This is a genomic window from Candidatus Protochlamydia amoebophila UWE25 (genome assembly GCF_000011565.2).
Taxonomy (GTDB): Bacteria; Chlamydiota; Chlamydiia; order Chlamydiales; family Parachlamydiaceae; genus Protochlamydia; species Protochlamydia amoebophila.
This window is the reverse complement of the sequence record NC_005861.2, coordinates 1,241,106-1,259,453: the sequence shown is the minus strand read 5'-3', so window position 1 is coordinate 1,259,453 and position 18,348 is coordinate 1,241,106. Positions and strand designations below refer to the sequence as shown.

The window sequence follows — 18,348 nt, the reverse complement described above, 5'->3', positions numbered from 1 at the left end:
AAGAATTTATTGGATTTTCAAAATTATTTAATTTAATTAATTTTTCCAGTTAAGAAGGGATAACATGTTGGTTGGTGATCTACACACATCTATTCAATTTGGACAAAATTTTAATCCTTTCACAGCAACCGTCAATTCACTTGTGGAGACGATAACTTTTATATTTTTTAATACCATCACCCTAGGTACTTACGGTAGTTTGGAAATTTTAGCGAAAAAAAATAAGATAAATAATCTTGAACGCGTGCAAAAACAAATGCAAGAGGAATTATCTAATTTCATCCAGAAATGGAATGATCTAGAAAGCCGCTTAGCAACTGTTCGTGAAGAAATTTTAAATAAAACTCAAGGTGCGACTTTCATTTCAGAGGAAAATTTAACTACCTTAGAAATCGAAACTAAAAACTTAAAAAGACAATTTAGCTTATTATTCCCAGATTCAGATTTATCTATCAGTTTTGCTAATTTTTTAAAAAATTTAATAACAAATTTCTTAACTTTAGGTATTTACAGTGCCTATCAAAATTCTTTATTAAATAAAAAAGTTTCGCTTTTGATAAAGCAAAATAATTACATTAAAGATAAATTTCAGAGGGATAACGAGCAAAAAGAGCATCAAATTTTATCAAATATAAAAATCGCAAAATCATTTGTAAGTTGGCAAAAAGGTTTACAAGCTTATAGCCAAAATCCCCATATCATAGAAAATGAAATTTCAGAAATTAGACAAAAATTAATTGAAGACGAAGCTTGTTTAAGGAAACTAGAATCTGATAAAAAGAACTGGGAAACGCTTCATATTGATTTAACAAGATTGCAGGAGCAGTGCGTCAAACTGGACAGCCAACGTTTAGCATTAAAAAAAGTCTATGCAGACGTTTTTGAACAAATGACTTATGAAAAAACTTTAGAAGTTATTGGACAAGATAAGGCTAAAGTAAAGCAATTACAGCAAAAATTAGACCAAATTTCTCGTATAAAAAAACAGTCAGGAACGTCTATTCTTGGGCAGTTAAAACCGATAAATCCCTCAGACAAAAAGACATTAGATCAGTATGGAATCGTTTTAGCTGATGAAGAAGTACAAGGAGATTATGGTTTAAATAGTAATGATGATGAAGAGAATTTGTTTACAGATTACGTTAAACGAAATGAAAAAACAGTGACTCCGGAGAAATTCATAAATGAAAGTTTGACATATATTTTAGACAAAATGCTTAAATTAGGCAATGACTCAACATCGAATGTTAAATTTAATGATAGTGAAATGATTTATCTAGATCCAGACTATTTATATAGTAAAATGGCTATTTATCAACTTCTCGTATTAGATGTATTAGAGCATGGTGCTATTGTCAGAGACTGTCAAGGAATAAAATTGAAAATCGGAAGAGCTTCTGAGCTAGAAATGAGGCCTTCTAATCCTGCTCAAGTAGGAACTTTTGAAAATGGCCGCTTCGGAAGCAAAATCATTTTGAGAAATGAAGACCCATTTGGCCCAGTTTCGGGGACGGCAGGTTTACAATATGGAATAGATCCTGTAAGAGCAAAACGAATTTGGATTTTGTTGACTGAAGAAGAGCAACAATATCTTTATTATTGGCTTATGGATCCTTTTTTCGAAGAAGGAAGTCAAGAAAGTAAAAGTTTGAGAGAATTTGTTACAAGGGGGGATAAAAAAAGAGTTGCGCTTGTTAATCTTGTTTATGACCATGTTTGTGATATAGCTGCCTCTATTATGAAAAATTTTGAAAAGCATACAGGAGTCGTTTGGCAGGAAAAAATGACAAATGATAAACCTCTTGTAACTCCTTATAAGAAAGTAAGCATAAACATTTTGGATCAAATCGAAGACTCTGCACCTATTGTAGCATGGCAAATGAATATTGAAATTCTTGCGAAATATCCTTTGCTTTATACTGCTTTGCAAGAGGCTCAAGCAGATCATTCTATCTTACAAATGATGCAAATGATCCCTGGTTATTTGCAAAATCCTTTAAATAAAGCATATGCAGCTCAATGGAAGAGTGATGATAAAATCAAAGGACTCTCTGAACAATACTACGGGAGTCATGAATTGTTAGAAGGCTATGTTTACGATACTTCTCCTCGCGGGTGTTTGTTCTCCAATCTCTTAGCTATCATTATGACAAATGAAAATTATGTTAATAAAAGATATTTAAAATTTTTAAAAGAAGCGGTGGCAGATTGTTTAGATAACGAAGAAACAGCAAAAGAATTTAAAGATAGAATTAAACAAGATTATCATTGGTCTCTCAAACAATACCAAAAGTGGTTGAGAGGAGAATCGATAGAAATGATTTCCGAATATTCTGATATTGAGATTGAATTGACTGCTCGATTAATCGGGGTGAAAATAGGTGTATTTGTGCTTGGCCAAAATACGGCTCTTGATGAATCTGGAGCTATGATTCCAGCTGGTCAAATCAATTACTTTGGACCAAACACAAAAGAAGTTTATTACCTTTATAATCATCCGAGTGTCACTTACTATGGATTATTTTCAAAATATCATAAAGGTGAGAATTTAAAAACTTATCTAAGTTCATTTGATGAAAATGTATTTGGAGAGGGGATTGTCGAAAGGATTGAAAGCACTGTTAATAAATTGCACCTTTATTGGAGATTGTTAGCTCAAGCTAAAGATTAATTGCTTTAGGGTGTCTAAGGTATGAGAGTATAAATTAATACGAATTATCATAAGTATATAGGAATTTATGAGTAACTTGACAGTACAACCAAGCAGTTTAGGAAACGTTTATGCTCCTCAGTCTGAATCACTTATTGCATTCAATCATGTGACGTTTATTGTTTTAAATATCTTAAGTTTAGGTAAATATGGAGTCAGGCGTATTGTTGAACAACAACGAAAAATTCAACATATCAAGTGTAAACAGGCAAAGTTAGTATCTAACACGCGAGAACTTCTGGAAAGATTTGAAAATTTAAAAAATAAGATCTTTACATTAGAAAAAGAAGTTCAACAAACTGATTTGACCTTAAATTTTGATAACAGAATTGAAGATATAAATATAACGAATGAGCAGTTAAAGAAGCGGTCATTAGAAAGCATTTTGAACAACGAGCAAAGCCTTGTTATGCAAAATTTTGCAGTCCCACGCATAACTTTTTTAGGTCTTCTATTAGCTAATATTGTTTCTATCGGATTTTATAGTTTCTATCAATTTAGACAAAATAAATTACATATCGCGAATTTAAAAAGAGAAACCGAAAATTTTCAGGTTATTATTTCTCAACGACAAATAGAATTAGCTAAACAGATTAATAATCAATTAAATTTTTTACGAAGAACCAAAAGTTTAAAAGTTAAAATTGCTAGGTTACCTATCGGGAACGATTTTTTCCAAATTAATGAGAAAAAAGAGAGGCTTAAATGGCTGGCACAAGAAATTGAAAGATTGGATTCGGAAGTGAAAAACTTGGCTAAACAAAATGCTAGCTATGAGGTGGAAAAATTAGGATCCGTGGCTTTCTTAAAGTGCAGAGTAAAAGATTTAGAAAATTTAAATACTCTTATTATAGAAAAAGCTAAAAAAATGCTCTCAAAAAAAACTTTAGATAATCCAACATTAGCCTTAGAAGAGTTAAAAGTAAAAATTCGACGTGAGCAAGAACTGACACAGAAGTTATTCCAATTAAAAAAAGATTTGGAAAGAGAAAGTGCAGATTTGACACCAACTGAAAAGGTTTATAGCCAAATAGGCCAAATCAACCAAGCATATGCCCGAGTTGAAAATCAAGGCGTCATTCCAGGGGATTATGGACTAAATTTTGACGGAGATTTTGATCCATCTAAAGAAACAGAGTATGTAAAAAATTATAAAGGAATAAAGACAGCCCGAGAGTTTTTAGAAGTTCTTTACGCTAATTCATTTAAAGAATTAGTGGAATTAGCTAAACATGGAAAGATTAATTTTAATAAGCATCTCTATACAGTTAGCTATGAATGGAATTGCCAAGCCTTGTATCGATTTATGGTATTAAAATTTATGACTCATAGTCGATTAGAAGAAAATGGCTGTAGAGGATATTTATTAAAATTGAATGTAGACGGAGTTTCCCTTGCTGCTCCTGCACCTGAAATAGTGCTTGATTGCCCTTATGGTGAAACGGCTAATTCTGACCATTTACGAAGAATTAATCGAGTTGTGGATGAATTTACTTATGCAGTGGAGCCATGTCAAAATAACTCACTACCATCCTATGATCCTGAAAGTTTAAAAAGGTTGTTAGTTGATTTATCTGAGGAAGAAAAACTGCATTTATTTAATTTAGTAATGGAAGACTTAATTGAAGAAGATCATCCAGAAATGATTAATACGCGAAAATTTTTGCAGCAAAAAGATAATCAAAGAGTTGAAAAAATAAAAACAACTTTTCAATTAATTTGCAATCTTGCTTTGACGCTTAAAACAAAATTTGGTCCTCAACATTTAATCATTTTAAGGGATTTATATGACGATGAAGGGGTTAAACCTTTCAAAAAATTTAAAGTAGAAACTGGTGAATTGAAAACTGCCTCGACTTCTCAGACCGGGACAATTCCCTGGACTCCTAATCATGCTTGCTTAGACTCAAATTTGAAACATGTTATTCAGGATACAGTAAAAACCTATCAGGATTTTTATAGAGGCTTGAATCGTGAAGCTGTTAATCCAAAGGGACAAATCTGTCCCACAAATTATGTTGGAATAGATATGCAATATTGGCATAAACATCCCTATTTTAGCCCGCATGGGTGTTTGATGAGTGCGTTTTCCGCTTTATTGACAACTGAAAGGGAGCTTATATCGGAATCAACTGTAAAACAGTTGAAAAATGCCATTGCTGCTTATCTTGATATTCCTGAAAAGGCGGCACAGTTTAAAAATCAAATTTATAATGAATATAAACTCTCTATCGAGAAATACCAAAGTTATATGAGAGGTAAGAATTATCCAATTATTAATGTAAGTAATTTTGGCGATCTGGAAATTCAATTAATGGCTGAGGTCATTGGAGTGAAAATAGCGGTAATTATAGATTCAGGGATAGCGGCCAGGCAGGAATTAAATCAACCCCTTATTTTAAATGAATTTGGTTTAACAGTTCCTGAATCCAGCTATTACTACTTTGGTCCCAATACCTTCGAGGTTTTATATTTGTATAAAACTACCCTCCATGGGAATGGGAAAACGCCTACTTATGAGCCACTTTGGCCTAAGGTGAAAAAAAATTCAGCTTTGCTTACCCCAGAGTCAAAATCAGCTTATGATAAAATTTATCTGCATGCTTATTCTAATAGAGCTTTTTAATAAGCTTAATCATCAATTTATCTATCTTTCTTTTTCTATATATACGACTTCTTGAGTAGAAATTATAAAAATTGGTTTGGGTGTCTTTGGGTGTCTCTGATACCTCAACCTTTTTAAATTTACTTTAAGTAGCAATCGTTTCTTTTTTAACTTTTCTCCCGGATAAATTTTCAAAAATTTTTAAAACTAAAAAATTTTTAAATGAAATTTATTTTTTACTCAAGTTATTTATATTTAATTGTTTTAGTTGCTCTCGCCCTCCTTTGCACGATTCAAAACTATAAGTAAAGGTTGCAATGGCGATTGTGCAATGTTGGTATTAAAGCTTAAACTGACGGGAAGTTTATCTTGTAAAAAGTTAGAAGGTAAAAAAAGGAGCTAGTAAAGAAGAAAGAAATGTGGTGAGAGCAATACACTCAAGTTTTATCAACTCATAATAAGTTGTTTGTGCATTTTTTAAAGAGTTTTATTTTTTAGCTGTTGCATTAATTCCTTCATTTCGCTAATCTTTGTGTACTCTAACGATAAATTAATCGTAAGAATAGCGATCGTTTTGAGCGACGCGAGATTGTTTTGACAGTATAAGAAAGACAATGTGCAAGCAAACAATAGAGCTTGTGTGAGGCATGAAGATGCCCCACATATAGCACTACGTTTAAGTAGTGCAGATTAATATAATCAACTCAGGTTTTCAAGAGTTTATTTTTCTGTGAGAATTTGATCTTGGTTCAGATTGAATGCTGACAGCGTGGATGAGGCATGCAAGTCGAACGAAACCTTCGGGTTTAGTGGCGGAAGGGTTAGTAAGACATGGATAACTTGCCTTTAACTCTGGGATAACGGTTGGAAACGACCGCTAATACCGGATAGGGTGAAAAGAAGACATCTTTTTTTTATTAAAGTGGGGGATCGCAAGACCTCGCGGTTAAAGAGAGGTCCATGGGATATCAGCTAGTTGGTGTGGTAAAGGCGCACCAAGGCTAAGACGTCTAGGCGGATTGAGAGATTGACCGCCAACACTGGGACTGAGAACTGCCCAGACTCCTACGGGAGGCTGCAGTCGAGAATCATTCGCAATGGGCGAAAGCCTGACGATGCGACGCTGTGTGAGTGAAGAAGGCCTTAGGGTCGTAAAGCTCTTTCGCCTGGGAACAAGATGAGCTGGCTAACATCCAGTGATTTTGAGCGTACCAGGTAAAGAAGCACCGGCTAACTCCGTGCCAGCAGCTGCGGTAATACGGAGGGTGCAAGCATTAATCGGATTTATTGGGCGTAAAGGGCGCGTAGGCGGGGGTGTCAGTCAGATGTGAAATCCCGAGGCTCAACCTCGGAACAGCATTTGAAACTACATCTCTAGAGGGTAGGCGGAGAAAACGGAATTCCACAAGTAGCGGTGAAATGCGTAGATATGTGGAAGAACACCGGTGGCGAAGGCGGTTTTCTAGCTTATACCTGACGCTAAAGCGCGAAAGCAAGGGGATCAAACAGGATTAGATACCCTGGTAGTCCTTGCCGTAAACTATGTATACTTGGTGTAACTGGACTCAACCCTAGTTGTGCCGTAGCTAACGCGTTAAGTATACCGCCTGGGGAGTACAGTCGCAAGGCTGAAACTCAAAAGAATTGACGGGGACCCGCACAAGCAGTGGAGCATGTGGTTTAATTCGATGCAACGCGAAGAACCTTACCCAGACTTGACATGTAGTAGACCGGTCTAGAAATAGGCCTTTCCTTCGGGACTGCTACACAGGTGCTGCATGGCTGTCGTCAGCTCGTGCCGTGAGGTGTTGGGTTAAGTCCCGCAACGAGCGCAACCCTTATCATTAGTTGCCAACATTTAAGGTGGGAACTCTAATGAGACTGCCTGGGTTAACCAGGAGGAAGGTGAGGATGACGTCAAGTCCGCATGGCCCTTATGTCTGGGGCTACACACGTGCTACAATGGTCGGTACAAAAGGCAGCGAAGCCGCGAGGTGAAGCAAATCCCGAAAGCCGGCCCCAGTTCAGATTGTAGTCTGCAACTCGACTACATGAAGACGGAATTGCTAGTAATGGCGAGTCAGCAACATCGCCGTGAATACGTTCCCGGGTCTTGTACACACCGCCCGTCACATCATGGGAGTTGGTTTTACCCGAATCCGCTGGCTTAACCGCAAGGGAAGAGGCGTGTAAGGTGAGGCCGATGACTGGGATGAAGTCGTAACAAGGTAGCCCTACCGGAAGGTGGGGCTGGATCACCTCCTTTAAAGGACAGTTTGCTAACTTAGCAAACAGGTTGGGCAAGCTCTATGCTTCGTACATTGTCTTACTTATACTGTCAAACGACAGAAACTATTTTGAAAGTCATAAAAGTTTAAGAATCAAGTTTAATCTGAAACGTTGATTGTTCGAAAGAACAAGAAACGTGAAAAGTAAAGATGACAAAAGTCATCACAAATTCACTGATCAAAATCAGCGCTTGAGAATAATCTTCACACAAAAATTTAAGTGACATAAGCGATCAGCTTATGTGAGTCGTAACTCATACTTAATTGCTTGAGACTAAAATTTTTTGGTCAAGCTATTAAGGGCTATTGGTGGATGCCTTGGCATTAACAGGCGATGAAGGACGCGAAACCTGCGAAAAGCTTCGGTGAGCTGGAAAAAAGCATTGACCCGGAGATATCCGAATGGAGCAATCCAACCAGAGTAATGTCTGGTTATCCTTAACTGAATTCATAGGTTAAGGAGGCGACACCTGCCGAACTGAAACATCTAAGTAGGCAGAGGAAAAGAAATCAAATCAGAGATTCCCATAGTAGCGGCGAGCGAAGTGGGAAGAGCCCAAACCACTAATTTATTAGTGGGGTTGTAGGACTCATCACAACGGCTAGCGAACTTTAGCAGAACATTTCTGGAAAGTTAGGCGATACAAGGTGAAAGCCCCGTATGCGAAAAAGAGAGCTAGTCAGATGAGCACCTGAGTAGGGCCGGACACGTGAAACCCGGTCTGAATCCGGAGGGACCACCCTCCAAGGCTAAATACTCGTTAATGACCGATAGTGAACCAGTACCGTGAGGGAAAGGTGAAAAGAACCCCTGTTAGGGGAGTGAAATAGAACCTGAAACCAATAGCTTACAAACGGTCGAAGGCCTATGCCCAATGATTTGGGAATGGCTGACGGCGTGCCTTTTGCATGATGAGCCAGCGAGTTGCGTTAAATGGCAAGGTTAAGGGATCTCATTCCGAAGCCGAAGCGAAAGCGAGTCTTAAAAGGGCGTTAAGTCATTTGGCGCAGACACGAAACCAAGTGATCTATCCATGACCAGGTTGAAGCAAGGGTAACACCTTGTGGAGGACCGAACTAGTAACTGTTGAAAAAGTTTTGGATGAGTTGTGGATAGGGGTGAAAGGCCAATCAAACTTGGAGATATCTTGTTCTCTTCGAAATAACTTTCGGGTTAGCCTCGGACAGCCCTTTACAGGGGTAGAGCACTGAATTCACGCGGGGGTCTTACCGACCTACCAAAGGAAATCAAACTCCGAATACTGTAAAGTCGTCCGGGAGATAGACAGCGTGGGATAAGCTACGTTGTCAAAAGGGGAACAGCCCAGATCGCCGATTAAGGCCCCTAATTCTATGCTAAGTGAGTAAGGAAGTGGAGTTTCTAAAACAGTTGGGATGTTGGCTTAGAGGCAGCCATCATTTAAAGAGTGCGTAACAGCTCACCAATCGAGAAACTCTGCGCCGATAATATCCGGGACTAAAGCATAGAGCCGAAATCGCGGGTTTATTCTGTTAAAGAATAAGCGGTAGGAGAGCGTAGTATGCAGCGTCGAAGATGTACCGTAAGGAGCGTTGGAGCGCATACTAGTGATAATGCATGGCATGAGTAAACGATAAAGGAGGTGAAAATCCTCCTCGCCGAAAACCTAAGGTTTCCAGGGTAAAGTTCGTCTTCCCTGGGTTAGCCGGTCCCTAAGCCGAGGCTGAAAAGCGTAGGTGATGGAAAGCAGGTTAAATATTCCTGCGCCACCTAAAACATTGGTGACGGGTCGACGGAGTACGTTAAGCGCGCGGACCATTGGATGTGTCCGTGGGGCAATGAGGTTGGTTAGTAGGTAAATCCGCTAACGGAAGACCAGGTTGTCACTAAGGGAAACCTTCGGGGGAACCGATAGCGTAGCGCAAGGCTTCCAAGAAATAGACTCTAATCGTTGATGGTGACCGTACCAAAACCGACACAGGTGGGTGGGAAGAATATTCTAAGGCGCGCGAGAGAACTCTTGTTAAGGAACTCGGCAAATTATCCTCGTAACTTCGGGAGAAGAGGAGCCACAAGTTGTGATAGCACTCGCTGCTAGAGCATCCTGTGGCCGCAGAGAAATGGCCCAGGCGACTGTTTAACAAAAACACAGCACTATGCAAAGACGTCTAAGTCGAAGTATATGGTGTGATGCCTGCCCAATGCCAAAAGGTCAAAAGGAGATGTTAGCACGTTAAGTGCAAAGCATTGAATTTAAGCCCTGGTGAATGGCGGCCGTAACTATAACGGTCCTAAGGTAGCGAAATTCCTTGTCGGGTAAGTTCCGACCTGCACGAATGGTATAACGATCTGGGCACTGTCTCAACAAGAGACTCGGTGAAATTGTAGTAGCAGTGAAGATGCTGTTTACCCGCAATAAGACGGAAAGACCCCGTGAACCTTTACTGTACTCTGATATTGGCTCTTGACTTGTCATGTGTAGAATAACCAGGAGACTAAGAAAGCTCATCGTCAGGTGAGCTGGAGTCGTCGTTGAAATACTGGTCTTGATAAGTCGGGAATCTAACGAAATCCCATGAAGCTGGGATTCGGACATTGTCAGACGGGCAGTTTTGCTGGGGCGGTATCCTCCTAAAGAGTAACGGAGGAGTCCAAAGCTTGCCTCATCGTGGTTGGCAATCACGAGTAGAGCGTAAAGGTATAAGGCAAGTTAACTGTGAGACCTGCAAGTCGAACAGAGACGAAAGTCGGGCTTAGTGATCCGGCGGTGGAATGTGGAATCGCCGTCGCTCAACGGATAAAAGGTACTCCGGGGATAACAGGCTTATCGCCACCAAGAGTTCATATCGACGTGGCGGTTTGGCACCTCGATGTCGACTCATCGCATCCTGGGGCTGAAGAAGGTCCCAAGGGTTTGGCTGTTCGCCAATTAAAGCGGTACGCGAGTTGGGTTCAAAACGTCGTGAGACAGTTTGGTCCCTATCTTTTGTGGGCGTAGGATACTTGAGAGGAGCTGCTTCTAGTACGAGAGGACCGAAGTGGACGAACCAATGGTGAGCCGGTTGTTCTGCCAAGAGCATTGCCGGGTAGCTATGTTCGGAACGGATAAGCGTTGAAAGCATATAAACGCCAAGCCTCCCTCAAGATAAGGTATCCCTATCAGACACCATATAGACCATGTGGTTAATAGGTTGGGTGTGTAAGCGCAGTAATGCGTTGAGCTTACCAATACTAATCGGTCGATCGGCTTGACCACCTTTTTTTCTAAAGGATGAAAACCATTCCCTTTAGCACAAACAGTGTGGTGCGAAATAAAAAATCAAGCGTGTGAGATTGTTTTCAAGAGCTGATTTTGATAAGTGAAACTTAAACCTTTTATGATTTTCGTTTGGTGGCATTAGAGAAAGGGAAATACCTGAACCCATTCCGAACTCAGAAGTCAAGCCTTTCATCGCCGATGGTACTGCACACAAGAGTGTGGGAGAGTAGGTCGCCGCCAAACTTTTCTTTTTGGCCTTAAAACACCCCGTTTTAAGGCCCTTTTTTTTTGCCCCCTTTCTTCCCTTTTCTTTGAGGCTTCCTTGCCAACCGCCCATTATTTGCCCTGACACCCCCCAATAAAGCTACTCATGAAAATGAATATAAAGTTGTTAAATATTTGAAAGTTGCCATCAAATACTATCAGACAGTTTTCAATCTTGAGCCAAATCATCTAAAAGCAATTAAAGAATTTTCAATATTAAAACATAGAGATGTATACAATTAATTTTACTTATAAATCGGTTTTATTATGAAAAAAACTATTTTTAGGATTATAGCGTTAATTTACCTTGTTTGCGATCTTTCTGCTGAACTAAATTTCAAAGGAAAAGGAATATTGCAAAGTGATGAATTACAACAAATTTTGCTTTTGAAAAGAACTCCTTATGAAATTGGTTATCAGCACGATACTATTAAAAAAAATCTTATCCAGCGCAAAGTTGAGCGATTTATTAATCAAAAAATTTTACCTAGCAAAACACAACTTTCATTAAACAATTTTTTGATACTCTTCCCTTCGTTATTTCTCGCATAATTGATTGACTCTATTATCATAAGATTGCACTATCCTGTCATCATTGATAGGCTCATTCAACATTTTGGCCATCTCAATCCTATACTTCCTTTACCAGAAGTGATTAAAGCTCCTATCGCTAGACTAGCTAACTTATAATGTCGTTTTTGCATCAGAGAGTCTAAAAGTTTGGTTTTCCCATGCAAGTTTAAAAGGTGAGCTAGCTTGCGATCAGCCTTATTATCATTTTGATTTATTCGAATTCTTAAAGGAGTCAAAGTAAGCCTTTCTAATCATCTAAGTCAATATCTGAATTAGAATTAAGGTAGTAATAGTTTAAAAGAATCGCTATAAAAAACAGAATTCCGATAATGAAAAACGATGGGTGCATAAAAACCTTACGCTTAAACTTGTTGCTGCATTGTTAGCTTTGAAAAAATTAATGATTCTTGAACGGATTTAACACTATAAAAACAAAAATGGGTAGTGCTAAATAGGTAAGGCTCTCAATTGTCTATCGTAATCACAAATAAAGTATTTTATTAACCCAATGTGTTTAGTTAGTTTTTTAGAAAATGAAAGTGTTTTCCTTGGCTATTTTAAATGATAAAATTTCCTTAAAAGACATCATCAAGCCTACTTTGGTAGATAATCTTCAGATCGCTCCTTCTGGCGAACCAATGATTGATCTCGATTTAAAATTACATTCTTGCCCGATAAGAAGAGAATATAAGCTTAAAGTTGCACTTAAAAATGATTTAATATCCGAATATGATTTTATTTTAATTGATAACCCACCTCATATTAGTTTTACAACAGTAAATAGCCTTATTGCAAGTAACTATTATTTAGTGCCAGTGAGTGCAGAGTACCTTCCACTTGTTGGAATCCGACATCTTATTAAAACAATTGAGTTAATTAAGCCATCTAACCCATCCATATCAAATTTAGGATCTTTATTAACAATGGTAAATCGTAGAGAAAGTATTTCAAGTGACGTTGAAAATATACTGCGAGACACATTTCCTGGAGATATGTTTGAAAACGTCATTAGAGTTAATACGAAGTTGAAAGCATGTCCACAAAAAAGACAAACTATATTTCAAGCTGAAAATTCAAAAGGAAAGGGTCATTTCGATTATTTAAATGCGACAAAAGAACTTTTGCATAGACTGGAGAAAGCTTAATGGCAATAAATCCACAAGAAACAAAAAATAGTTTATTTAGTGGTTTGAAATCTACTTCTCAAAAGCCTCTTGAAGAAGTAAAACCAGAATCAGCCTCTTTAAACTACATTCATCAGCCAAAAATTAATAATGAATCTAGTGAACTTCAAGTTCAATCAGTAATAGGACAAAAGCCCAAATGGCAAAGCTTGGATAAGGTAACAGCTCTTTTAACTGCTGAACAAAAAGAAGGTCTTGACCAAGTCGCTAAAAAGATTATGAAATTTCGCTCACGTGATCTAAAAGGAAACGATTCTAAAGAAAGAATAACAGCAAATACTCTAATGAGGGCCTTAATAGATATATTTTTAGAAAAAGAAAATCATTTGTCTATGGAGATTCTTGTAGATGAAGATGATGTGAGAAAATGGATTACTAAATTATTTTCCTAACTCCTTAAGTTAGGGAATTCCTTATTTAAGGAAATTCAAACTATACAACTATTGATCTTAGAACACTTAAAATCAAAATGCTGAAGAGCCTACATAAAAACAACCAATAATCTGACATAATATAAAACGGAATTAGATGTAATGTCTGCGCGAAATTTATTTCTTAATCTGCAAAACGTATAGCACAAACAAAGCAATGAAACAAAAAGTATACTTAAAAATTTAGGCATATCAGAAAAAGATATTTGGTAGCTAATGAAGATGGCCTAAGAGCGGTTTATTTAGCTATTGAGGGCTATAGAATCAGAAAAGCTTCGGAATAAATTCTAAACTTGCAATATGGCTAATAAACAGATTTAAAGCAATTTTAATACCTACCTAAAGGATAAATTTTCTCTTAAAATGTGACTGCCTATTTTAACTTATTAATATTGCAATAATTTTATCTATAAATAATATTGTTAAAACATCTATAAAATGAAAATTTATTTTACTCAGTGGGATGGTCATTTTGAATATTTCTAATTTTGGGCTTAATTCTAGTTATCTTGTCAATACAACGAATCCATCTTACTATCCTCTTCAAGACATTAACGATCAACTTGAGAATGAAAATACTCCCTTAGACAATCCTTTGCCTAATCTAGAAGAAACTAGTGCGTCAACGATTCAACCTTCCACTCTTTCACCTTCATCTGAAGAAGTTCAACTAAGCTTTCACGAGGGAACTTCTCTAACTATTTCTCCTTCTCAGTTAGCTTTGTTAAGGGAAAAATCCCTTTATTTTAAAACTCTTTGGTCAGGAAATTTTCAAGAAACCCTGCAACACCCTCTCGATTTAACAAAAAAAGACTTTACGCTTTTGCTCAATTTCCTGATGGACGCTAACTTTAAAGTTCCCTTAGAAGAGATTATTTCTGCCATTCAACTAACCGATTATTATGAACTAACAGAAGTAGTGAAGAATTTAGAAAAACAGCTGATGGAGGAATATAAATCTCAGAGATTTGAACCTTTTAACTCTACTGAAGAAAGTTTAGTCAGATTAAAAGAGATTTTAAGTTTCGCGCAGCGCTGTCAATTAAATACATTGAAGAACTATTTAGAATTCACCGTTGTGAGCGAATTATTAAACAAGGCCTTTCTGTCGGATGAGTTTGGAAGAATTATAAATCATTTTTCAAATGAGATAAAAATTCTTAATCTTCCAAACAAAATTTTAAACAATGCCTGTTTTTTAGCATTAAAAAGTTGTGAAAATTTAAAAGTACTTCATTTTAAGGAATGCAGGCATCTCACCGATGCAGGATTAGCGCATTTAACACCCTTAACGGCTTTGCAGCATCTAGGTCTAGGCCAATGCTGGCGTCTCACCAATGCAGGATTAGCGCATTTAACACCCTTAACCGCTTTGCAGTATCTAAATCTAAGCGAATATAAGAATCTCACTGATGCAGGTTTAGCCCATTTGACACCCTTAACGGCTCTGCAGCATCTAGGTTTAAGCGGTTGTCAGAATCTCACGGATGCAGGATTAGCGCATTTAACACCCTTAATGGGTTTACAGCATCTAGATTTAAGCGGTTGCCAGAATCTCACCGATGCAGGATTAGCCCATTTGACACCTTTAACGGGTTTGCAGCATCTAAATCTAAGCAGGTGCAATAAACTCACCGACGCAGGATTAGCACATTTGACACCTTTAACGGGTTTGCAGCATCTTGATTTAAGCGGTTGCCAGAATCTCACCGATGCAGGATTAGCGCATTTGACACCTTTAACGGGTTTGCAGCATCTTGATTTAAGCGGTTGCCAGAATCTCACCGATGCAGGATTAGCGCATTTGACACCTTTAACGGGTTTGCAGCATCTTAATCTGTGTAATTGTAGAAAATTCACGGATAATGGATTAGCGCATTTAACACCCTTATCAGTTTTACAACATCTAAATCTAAGCAGGTGCAATAAACTCACTGATGTTGGATTAGCGCATTTAACACCCTTAACGGCTTTGCAGCATTTAGATCTGAGTAGTTGCTATAATCTCACCGATGTAGGATTAGCGCATTTGACACCTTTAACGAGTTTGCAGCATCTAGGTTTAATCTCTTGCGATAAACTTACCGATGCCGGATTAGTGCATTTGAAACTCTTAACGGGTTTGCAGCATCTAAATCTGAGCAATTGCAAGAATCTCACGGATGCAGGATTAGCGCATTTGACACCCTTAACCGCTTTGCAGTATCTATATCTAAACTGGTGCAGGAAACTCACTGATGCAGGATTAGCGCATTTAACATCCTTAACGGCTTTGCAGCATCTAGATTTGAGATATTGTCAAAATCTCACGGATGCAGGGTTAGCGCATTTGACACCCTTAACGGGTTTGCGGCATCTAGATTTAAGCCAATGCTGGCGTCTCACCAAAGCAGGGTTAGCACGTTTTAAAACTTTAGCAGCTTCACTCAATCTAGAAATAAGGCTGGGTAGCTTTCCATAAAGAAGGTAACTAGGGCCAAAAATAAAAGAGTGAGTATTTTGTTTTAAAAAGTTAAGGGATAAAATTTCATTAAAGTTTATCAATTCTCGTTGAGACGCTTCTCTAAGCGAAATATCCGCGATAAGATGTATTATAGGATGGAAATTAAGCTTATAAATCAATTTTATGTGACTGCCTATTTTAACTTATTAATATTGCAATAATTTTTATCTATTCATCATATTGTTAAAATAGCTATAAATGAAAATTTATTTTATTCATTGGGATGGTCATTTTGAATATTTCTAATTTTGGGTTTAATCCTAGTCAACTTGTCCCTACAACGGCTCCTTCTTACTATCCTCAAGAGATTAGTGATCCTCTTGTGGATGAAAACACTCCCTTAGACAATCCTTTGCCTAATCTAGAAGAAACCGGTGCCTCAACGATTCAAGCTCCCGCTCTTTCACTTTCATCTGATGAAATTCAACTAAGCTTTCAAGAGGGAACTTCTCTGACTATTTCTCACTCTCAGCTAGCTTTGTTAAGGGACAAATCGCCTTATTTTAAGAATCTGTGGTCGGGGCAATTTCAAGAAACCCTGCAACATCCTCTCGCTTTAATACAAAAAGACTTTACGCTTTTGCTTAATTGTGTCATGGATGCTAAATTTAAAGTTCCTTTGGAAGAGATCACTTCTGCCATTCAACTAGCTGATTATTATGAACTAACAGAAGTGGTAACAAATTTAGAAGAACAGCTGATTGATGGATACAAATCACAAAGATTTGAACCCTTTAACTCCACTGAAGAAAGTTTAGTCAGATTAAAAGAGATTTTAAATTTTGCGCAGCAATGTCGATTAAACCCTTTGAAAAACTATTTAGAATTCACCGTTGTGAGCGCCTTATTAAACCAGACCTCTCAGTTAGAGAAGTTTGAAAAAATTGTAAATCACTTCTCAAAGAAGATAGAAACACTTAATTTTTCAGAAAATGCCCGTTTAACCGATGCCCATCTTTTAACATTAAAAAATTGTAAAAATTTAAAAATACTTCATTTTAAGAAATGTTGGGGTGTCACTGATGCAGGATTAGCGCATTTGACACCCTTAACGACTTTGCAGTATCTAGATCTAAGCGATTGCGAGAAACTCACTGATGATGGATTAGCGCATTTGACACCTTTAACGGGCTTGCAGCATCTAGATCTAAGCTGGTGCAGCAGTCTTACCGATGCAGGATTAGCGCATTTAACACCCTTAACGGCTTTGCAGCATCTAAATCTAAACAGATGCGAGTATCTCAAAGATGCAGGATTGGCGCATTTGACACCTTTAACGGGTTTGCAACATCTAAATCTAAATAGGTGCAAGGATCTCACCGATGCTGGATTATCCCATTTGAAACCCTTAACCGCTTTGCAGCATCTAAATCTAAGCGAGTGTTGGAAACTTACCGATGCTGGATTAGCCCATTTGACACCTTTAACGGCTTTACAGCATTTAGATCTAAGCAGGTGTAACAGTCTTACCGATGCAGGATTAGCGCATTTAACACCCTTAACAGCTTTACAGCATCTAGATTTAAGCGATTGTCAAAATTTCACCGATGCAGGATTAGCGCATTTGACATCTTTGACGGGTTTGCAGTATCTAAATCTAAGCGAATATAAGAATCTCACTGATGCAGGTTTAGCCCATTTGACGCCCTTAACAGCTTTGCAGCATCTTAATCTGTGTAATTGTAGAAAATTCACGGATAATGGATTAGCGCATTTGACGCCCTTAACAGCTTTGCAACACCTAGATCTGAGCCATTGTAAGAATCTCACTGATGATGGATTAGCCCATTTAGCACCTTTAACGGGCTTGCAGCGTCTAGTTCTAAGTTGGTGCGATAAGCTCACCGATGCAGGATTAGCCCATTTGACACCCCTAACGGCTTTGCAGTATTTAGATCTGAGCTGCTGTGAGATCACCGATGCAGGATTAGCCCATTTGACACCTTTAACGGGCTTGCAGCATCTAGTTCTAGTCTATTGCTGGCAACTCACCGATGCAGGATTAGCCCATTTAACACCCTTAACGACTTTGCAATATCTATATCTAGGCAGTTGCAATAGACTCACCGATGCAGGATTGGCCCATTTGGCACCTTTAACAGCTTTGCAGCATCTAGCTTTAAACGACTGTAGGAAACTTACCGATACAGGATTAGCGCATTTAACACCCTTAACGGCTTTGCAGCATTTAACTCTAAACAGATGCGAGAAACTCACTGATGATGGATTAGCCCATTTGAAACCCTTAGCGGCTTTGCAGTATTTAGATCTGAGCTACTGTGAGATCACCGATGCTGGATTAGCCCATTTAACACATTTAATGGCTTTACAACGTTTAGATCTATATGGGCGTGAGATCACTGATGATGGATTAGAACGTTTTGAAACTTTAGCAGCTTCATTTAATTTAGAAATAAGGCTGGATAGATTTCTATAAAGAAGGAAACTAGGTCCAAAAATAAAAGAGTACTTTGTCCTAAGAGGATCAAGGATAAAATTTCATTAAAGTTGATCAATTTTCATTGAGACGTTTCTCTAAGCGAAATATCAG

8 protein-coding genes, 3 rRNA genes and 1 pseudogene are annotated in these 18,348 nt (G+C 37.9%); 10 read left to right on the top strand and 2 right to left on the bottom strand.

What is annotated here, in order from left to right:
- Positions 1-64: 64 nt before the first annotated feature.
- The 6 genes from PC_RS05010 to PC_RS04985 all read left to right on the top strand — a co-directional run bounded on the left by PC_RS05010 (position 65) and on the right by PC_RS04985 (position 11,658).
- Entirely contained in the window at positions 65-2,671 is a 2,607-nt protein-coding gene (locus PC_RS05010; protein WP_011175589.1) for a synaptonemal complex protein 1, read from the top strand.
- A 67-nt stretch (positions 2,672-2,738) separates the two neighbouring features.
- Positions 2,739-5,336 carry a hypothetical protein gene (locus PC_RS05005; RefSeq protein ID WP_011175588.1) on the top strand — a complete coding sequence of 866 codons (2,598 nt, stop codon included), beginning with the start codon at positions 2,739-2,741 and terminating at the stop codon, positions 5,334-5,336.
- Between the two features lie 705 nt (positions 5,337-6,041).
- Positions 6,042-7,581, top strand: a 16S ribosomal RNA gene (locus tag PC_RS05000).
- Positions 7,582-7,889: 308 nt separating this feature from the next.
- Positions 7,890-10,839: ribosomal RNA gene (locus tag PC_RS04995) — 23S ribosomal RNA — on the top strand.
- Between the two features lie 131 nt (positions 10,840-10,970).
- A 5S ribosomal RNA gene (gene rrf / locus PC_RS04990) occupies positions 10,971-11,085 on the top strand.
- Together the 16S, 23S and 5S rRNA genes form the textbook arrangement of a ribosomal RNA operon.
- A 288-nt stretch (positions 11,086-11,373) precedes the next feature.
- Positions 11,374-11,658, top strand: a complete 285-nt coding sequence (locus PC_RS04985) for a hypothetical protein (protein WP_011175587.1) — start codon at positions 11,374-11,376, stop codon at positions 11,656-11,658.
- Between the two features lie 56 nt (positions 11,659-11,714).
- Here the strand turns inward: PC_RS04985 and PC_RS04980 are convergent, their stop codons facing one another.
- Positions 11,715-11,915, bottom strand: coding sequence for a hypothetical protein (locus PC_RS04980; RefSeq protein ID WP_011175586.1), 201 nt, complete (start codon positions 11,913-11,915; stop codon positions 11,715-11,717).
- A 211-nt stretch (positions 11,916-12,126) separates the two neighbouring features.
- Positions 12,127-12,228: pseudogene (locus tag PC_RS11210) on the bottom strand (IS1 family transposase); the annotation flags it as partial.
- Between PC_RS11210 and PC_RS04975 the strand changes: the two are divergent.
- From PC_RS04975 to PC_RS04960, 4 genes are all read left to right on the top strand, one after another.
- A complete protein-coding gene (locus tag PC_RS04975) occupies positions 12,228-12,824 on the top strand; it encodes a ParA family protein (protein ID WP_011175585.1) in 597 nt (198 codons plus the stop codon). The pseudogene PC_RS11210 and the gene PC_RS04975 sit on opposite strands and share 1 nt — an antisense overlap.
- A complete protein-coding gene (locus PC_RS04970) occupies positions 12,824-13,255 on the top strand; it encodes a hypothetical protein (RefSeq protein WP_011175584.1) in 432 nt (143 codons plus the stop codon). The genes PC_RS04975 and PC_RS04970 overlap by 1 nt, the downstream gene beginning before the upstream one ends.
- A 511-nt stretch (positions 13,256-13,766) precedes the next feature.
- Positions 13,767-15,755 carry a leucine-rich repeat domain-containing protein gene (locus PC_RS09930; protein WP_011175583.1) on the top strand — a complete coding sequence of 663 codons (1,989 nt, stop codon included), beginning with the start codon at positions 13,767-13,769 and terminating at the stop codon, positions 15,753-15,755.
- 274 nt (positions 15,756-16,029) lie between these two features.
- Positions 16,030-18,234 carry a leucine-rich repeat domain-containing protein gene (locus tag PC_RS04960; protein WP_011175582.1) on the top strand — a complete coding sequence of 735 codons (2,205 nt, stop codon included), beginning with the start codon at positions 16,030-16,032 and terminating at the stop codon, positions 18,232-18,234.
- Positions 18,235-18,348: the final 114 nt, after the last annotated feature.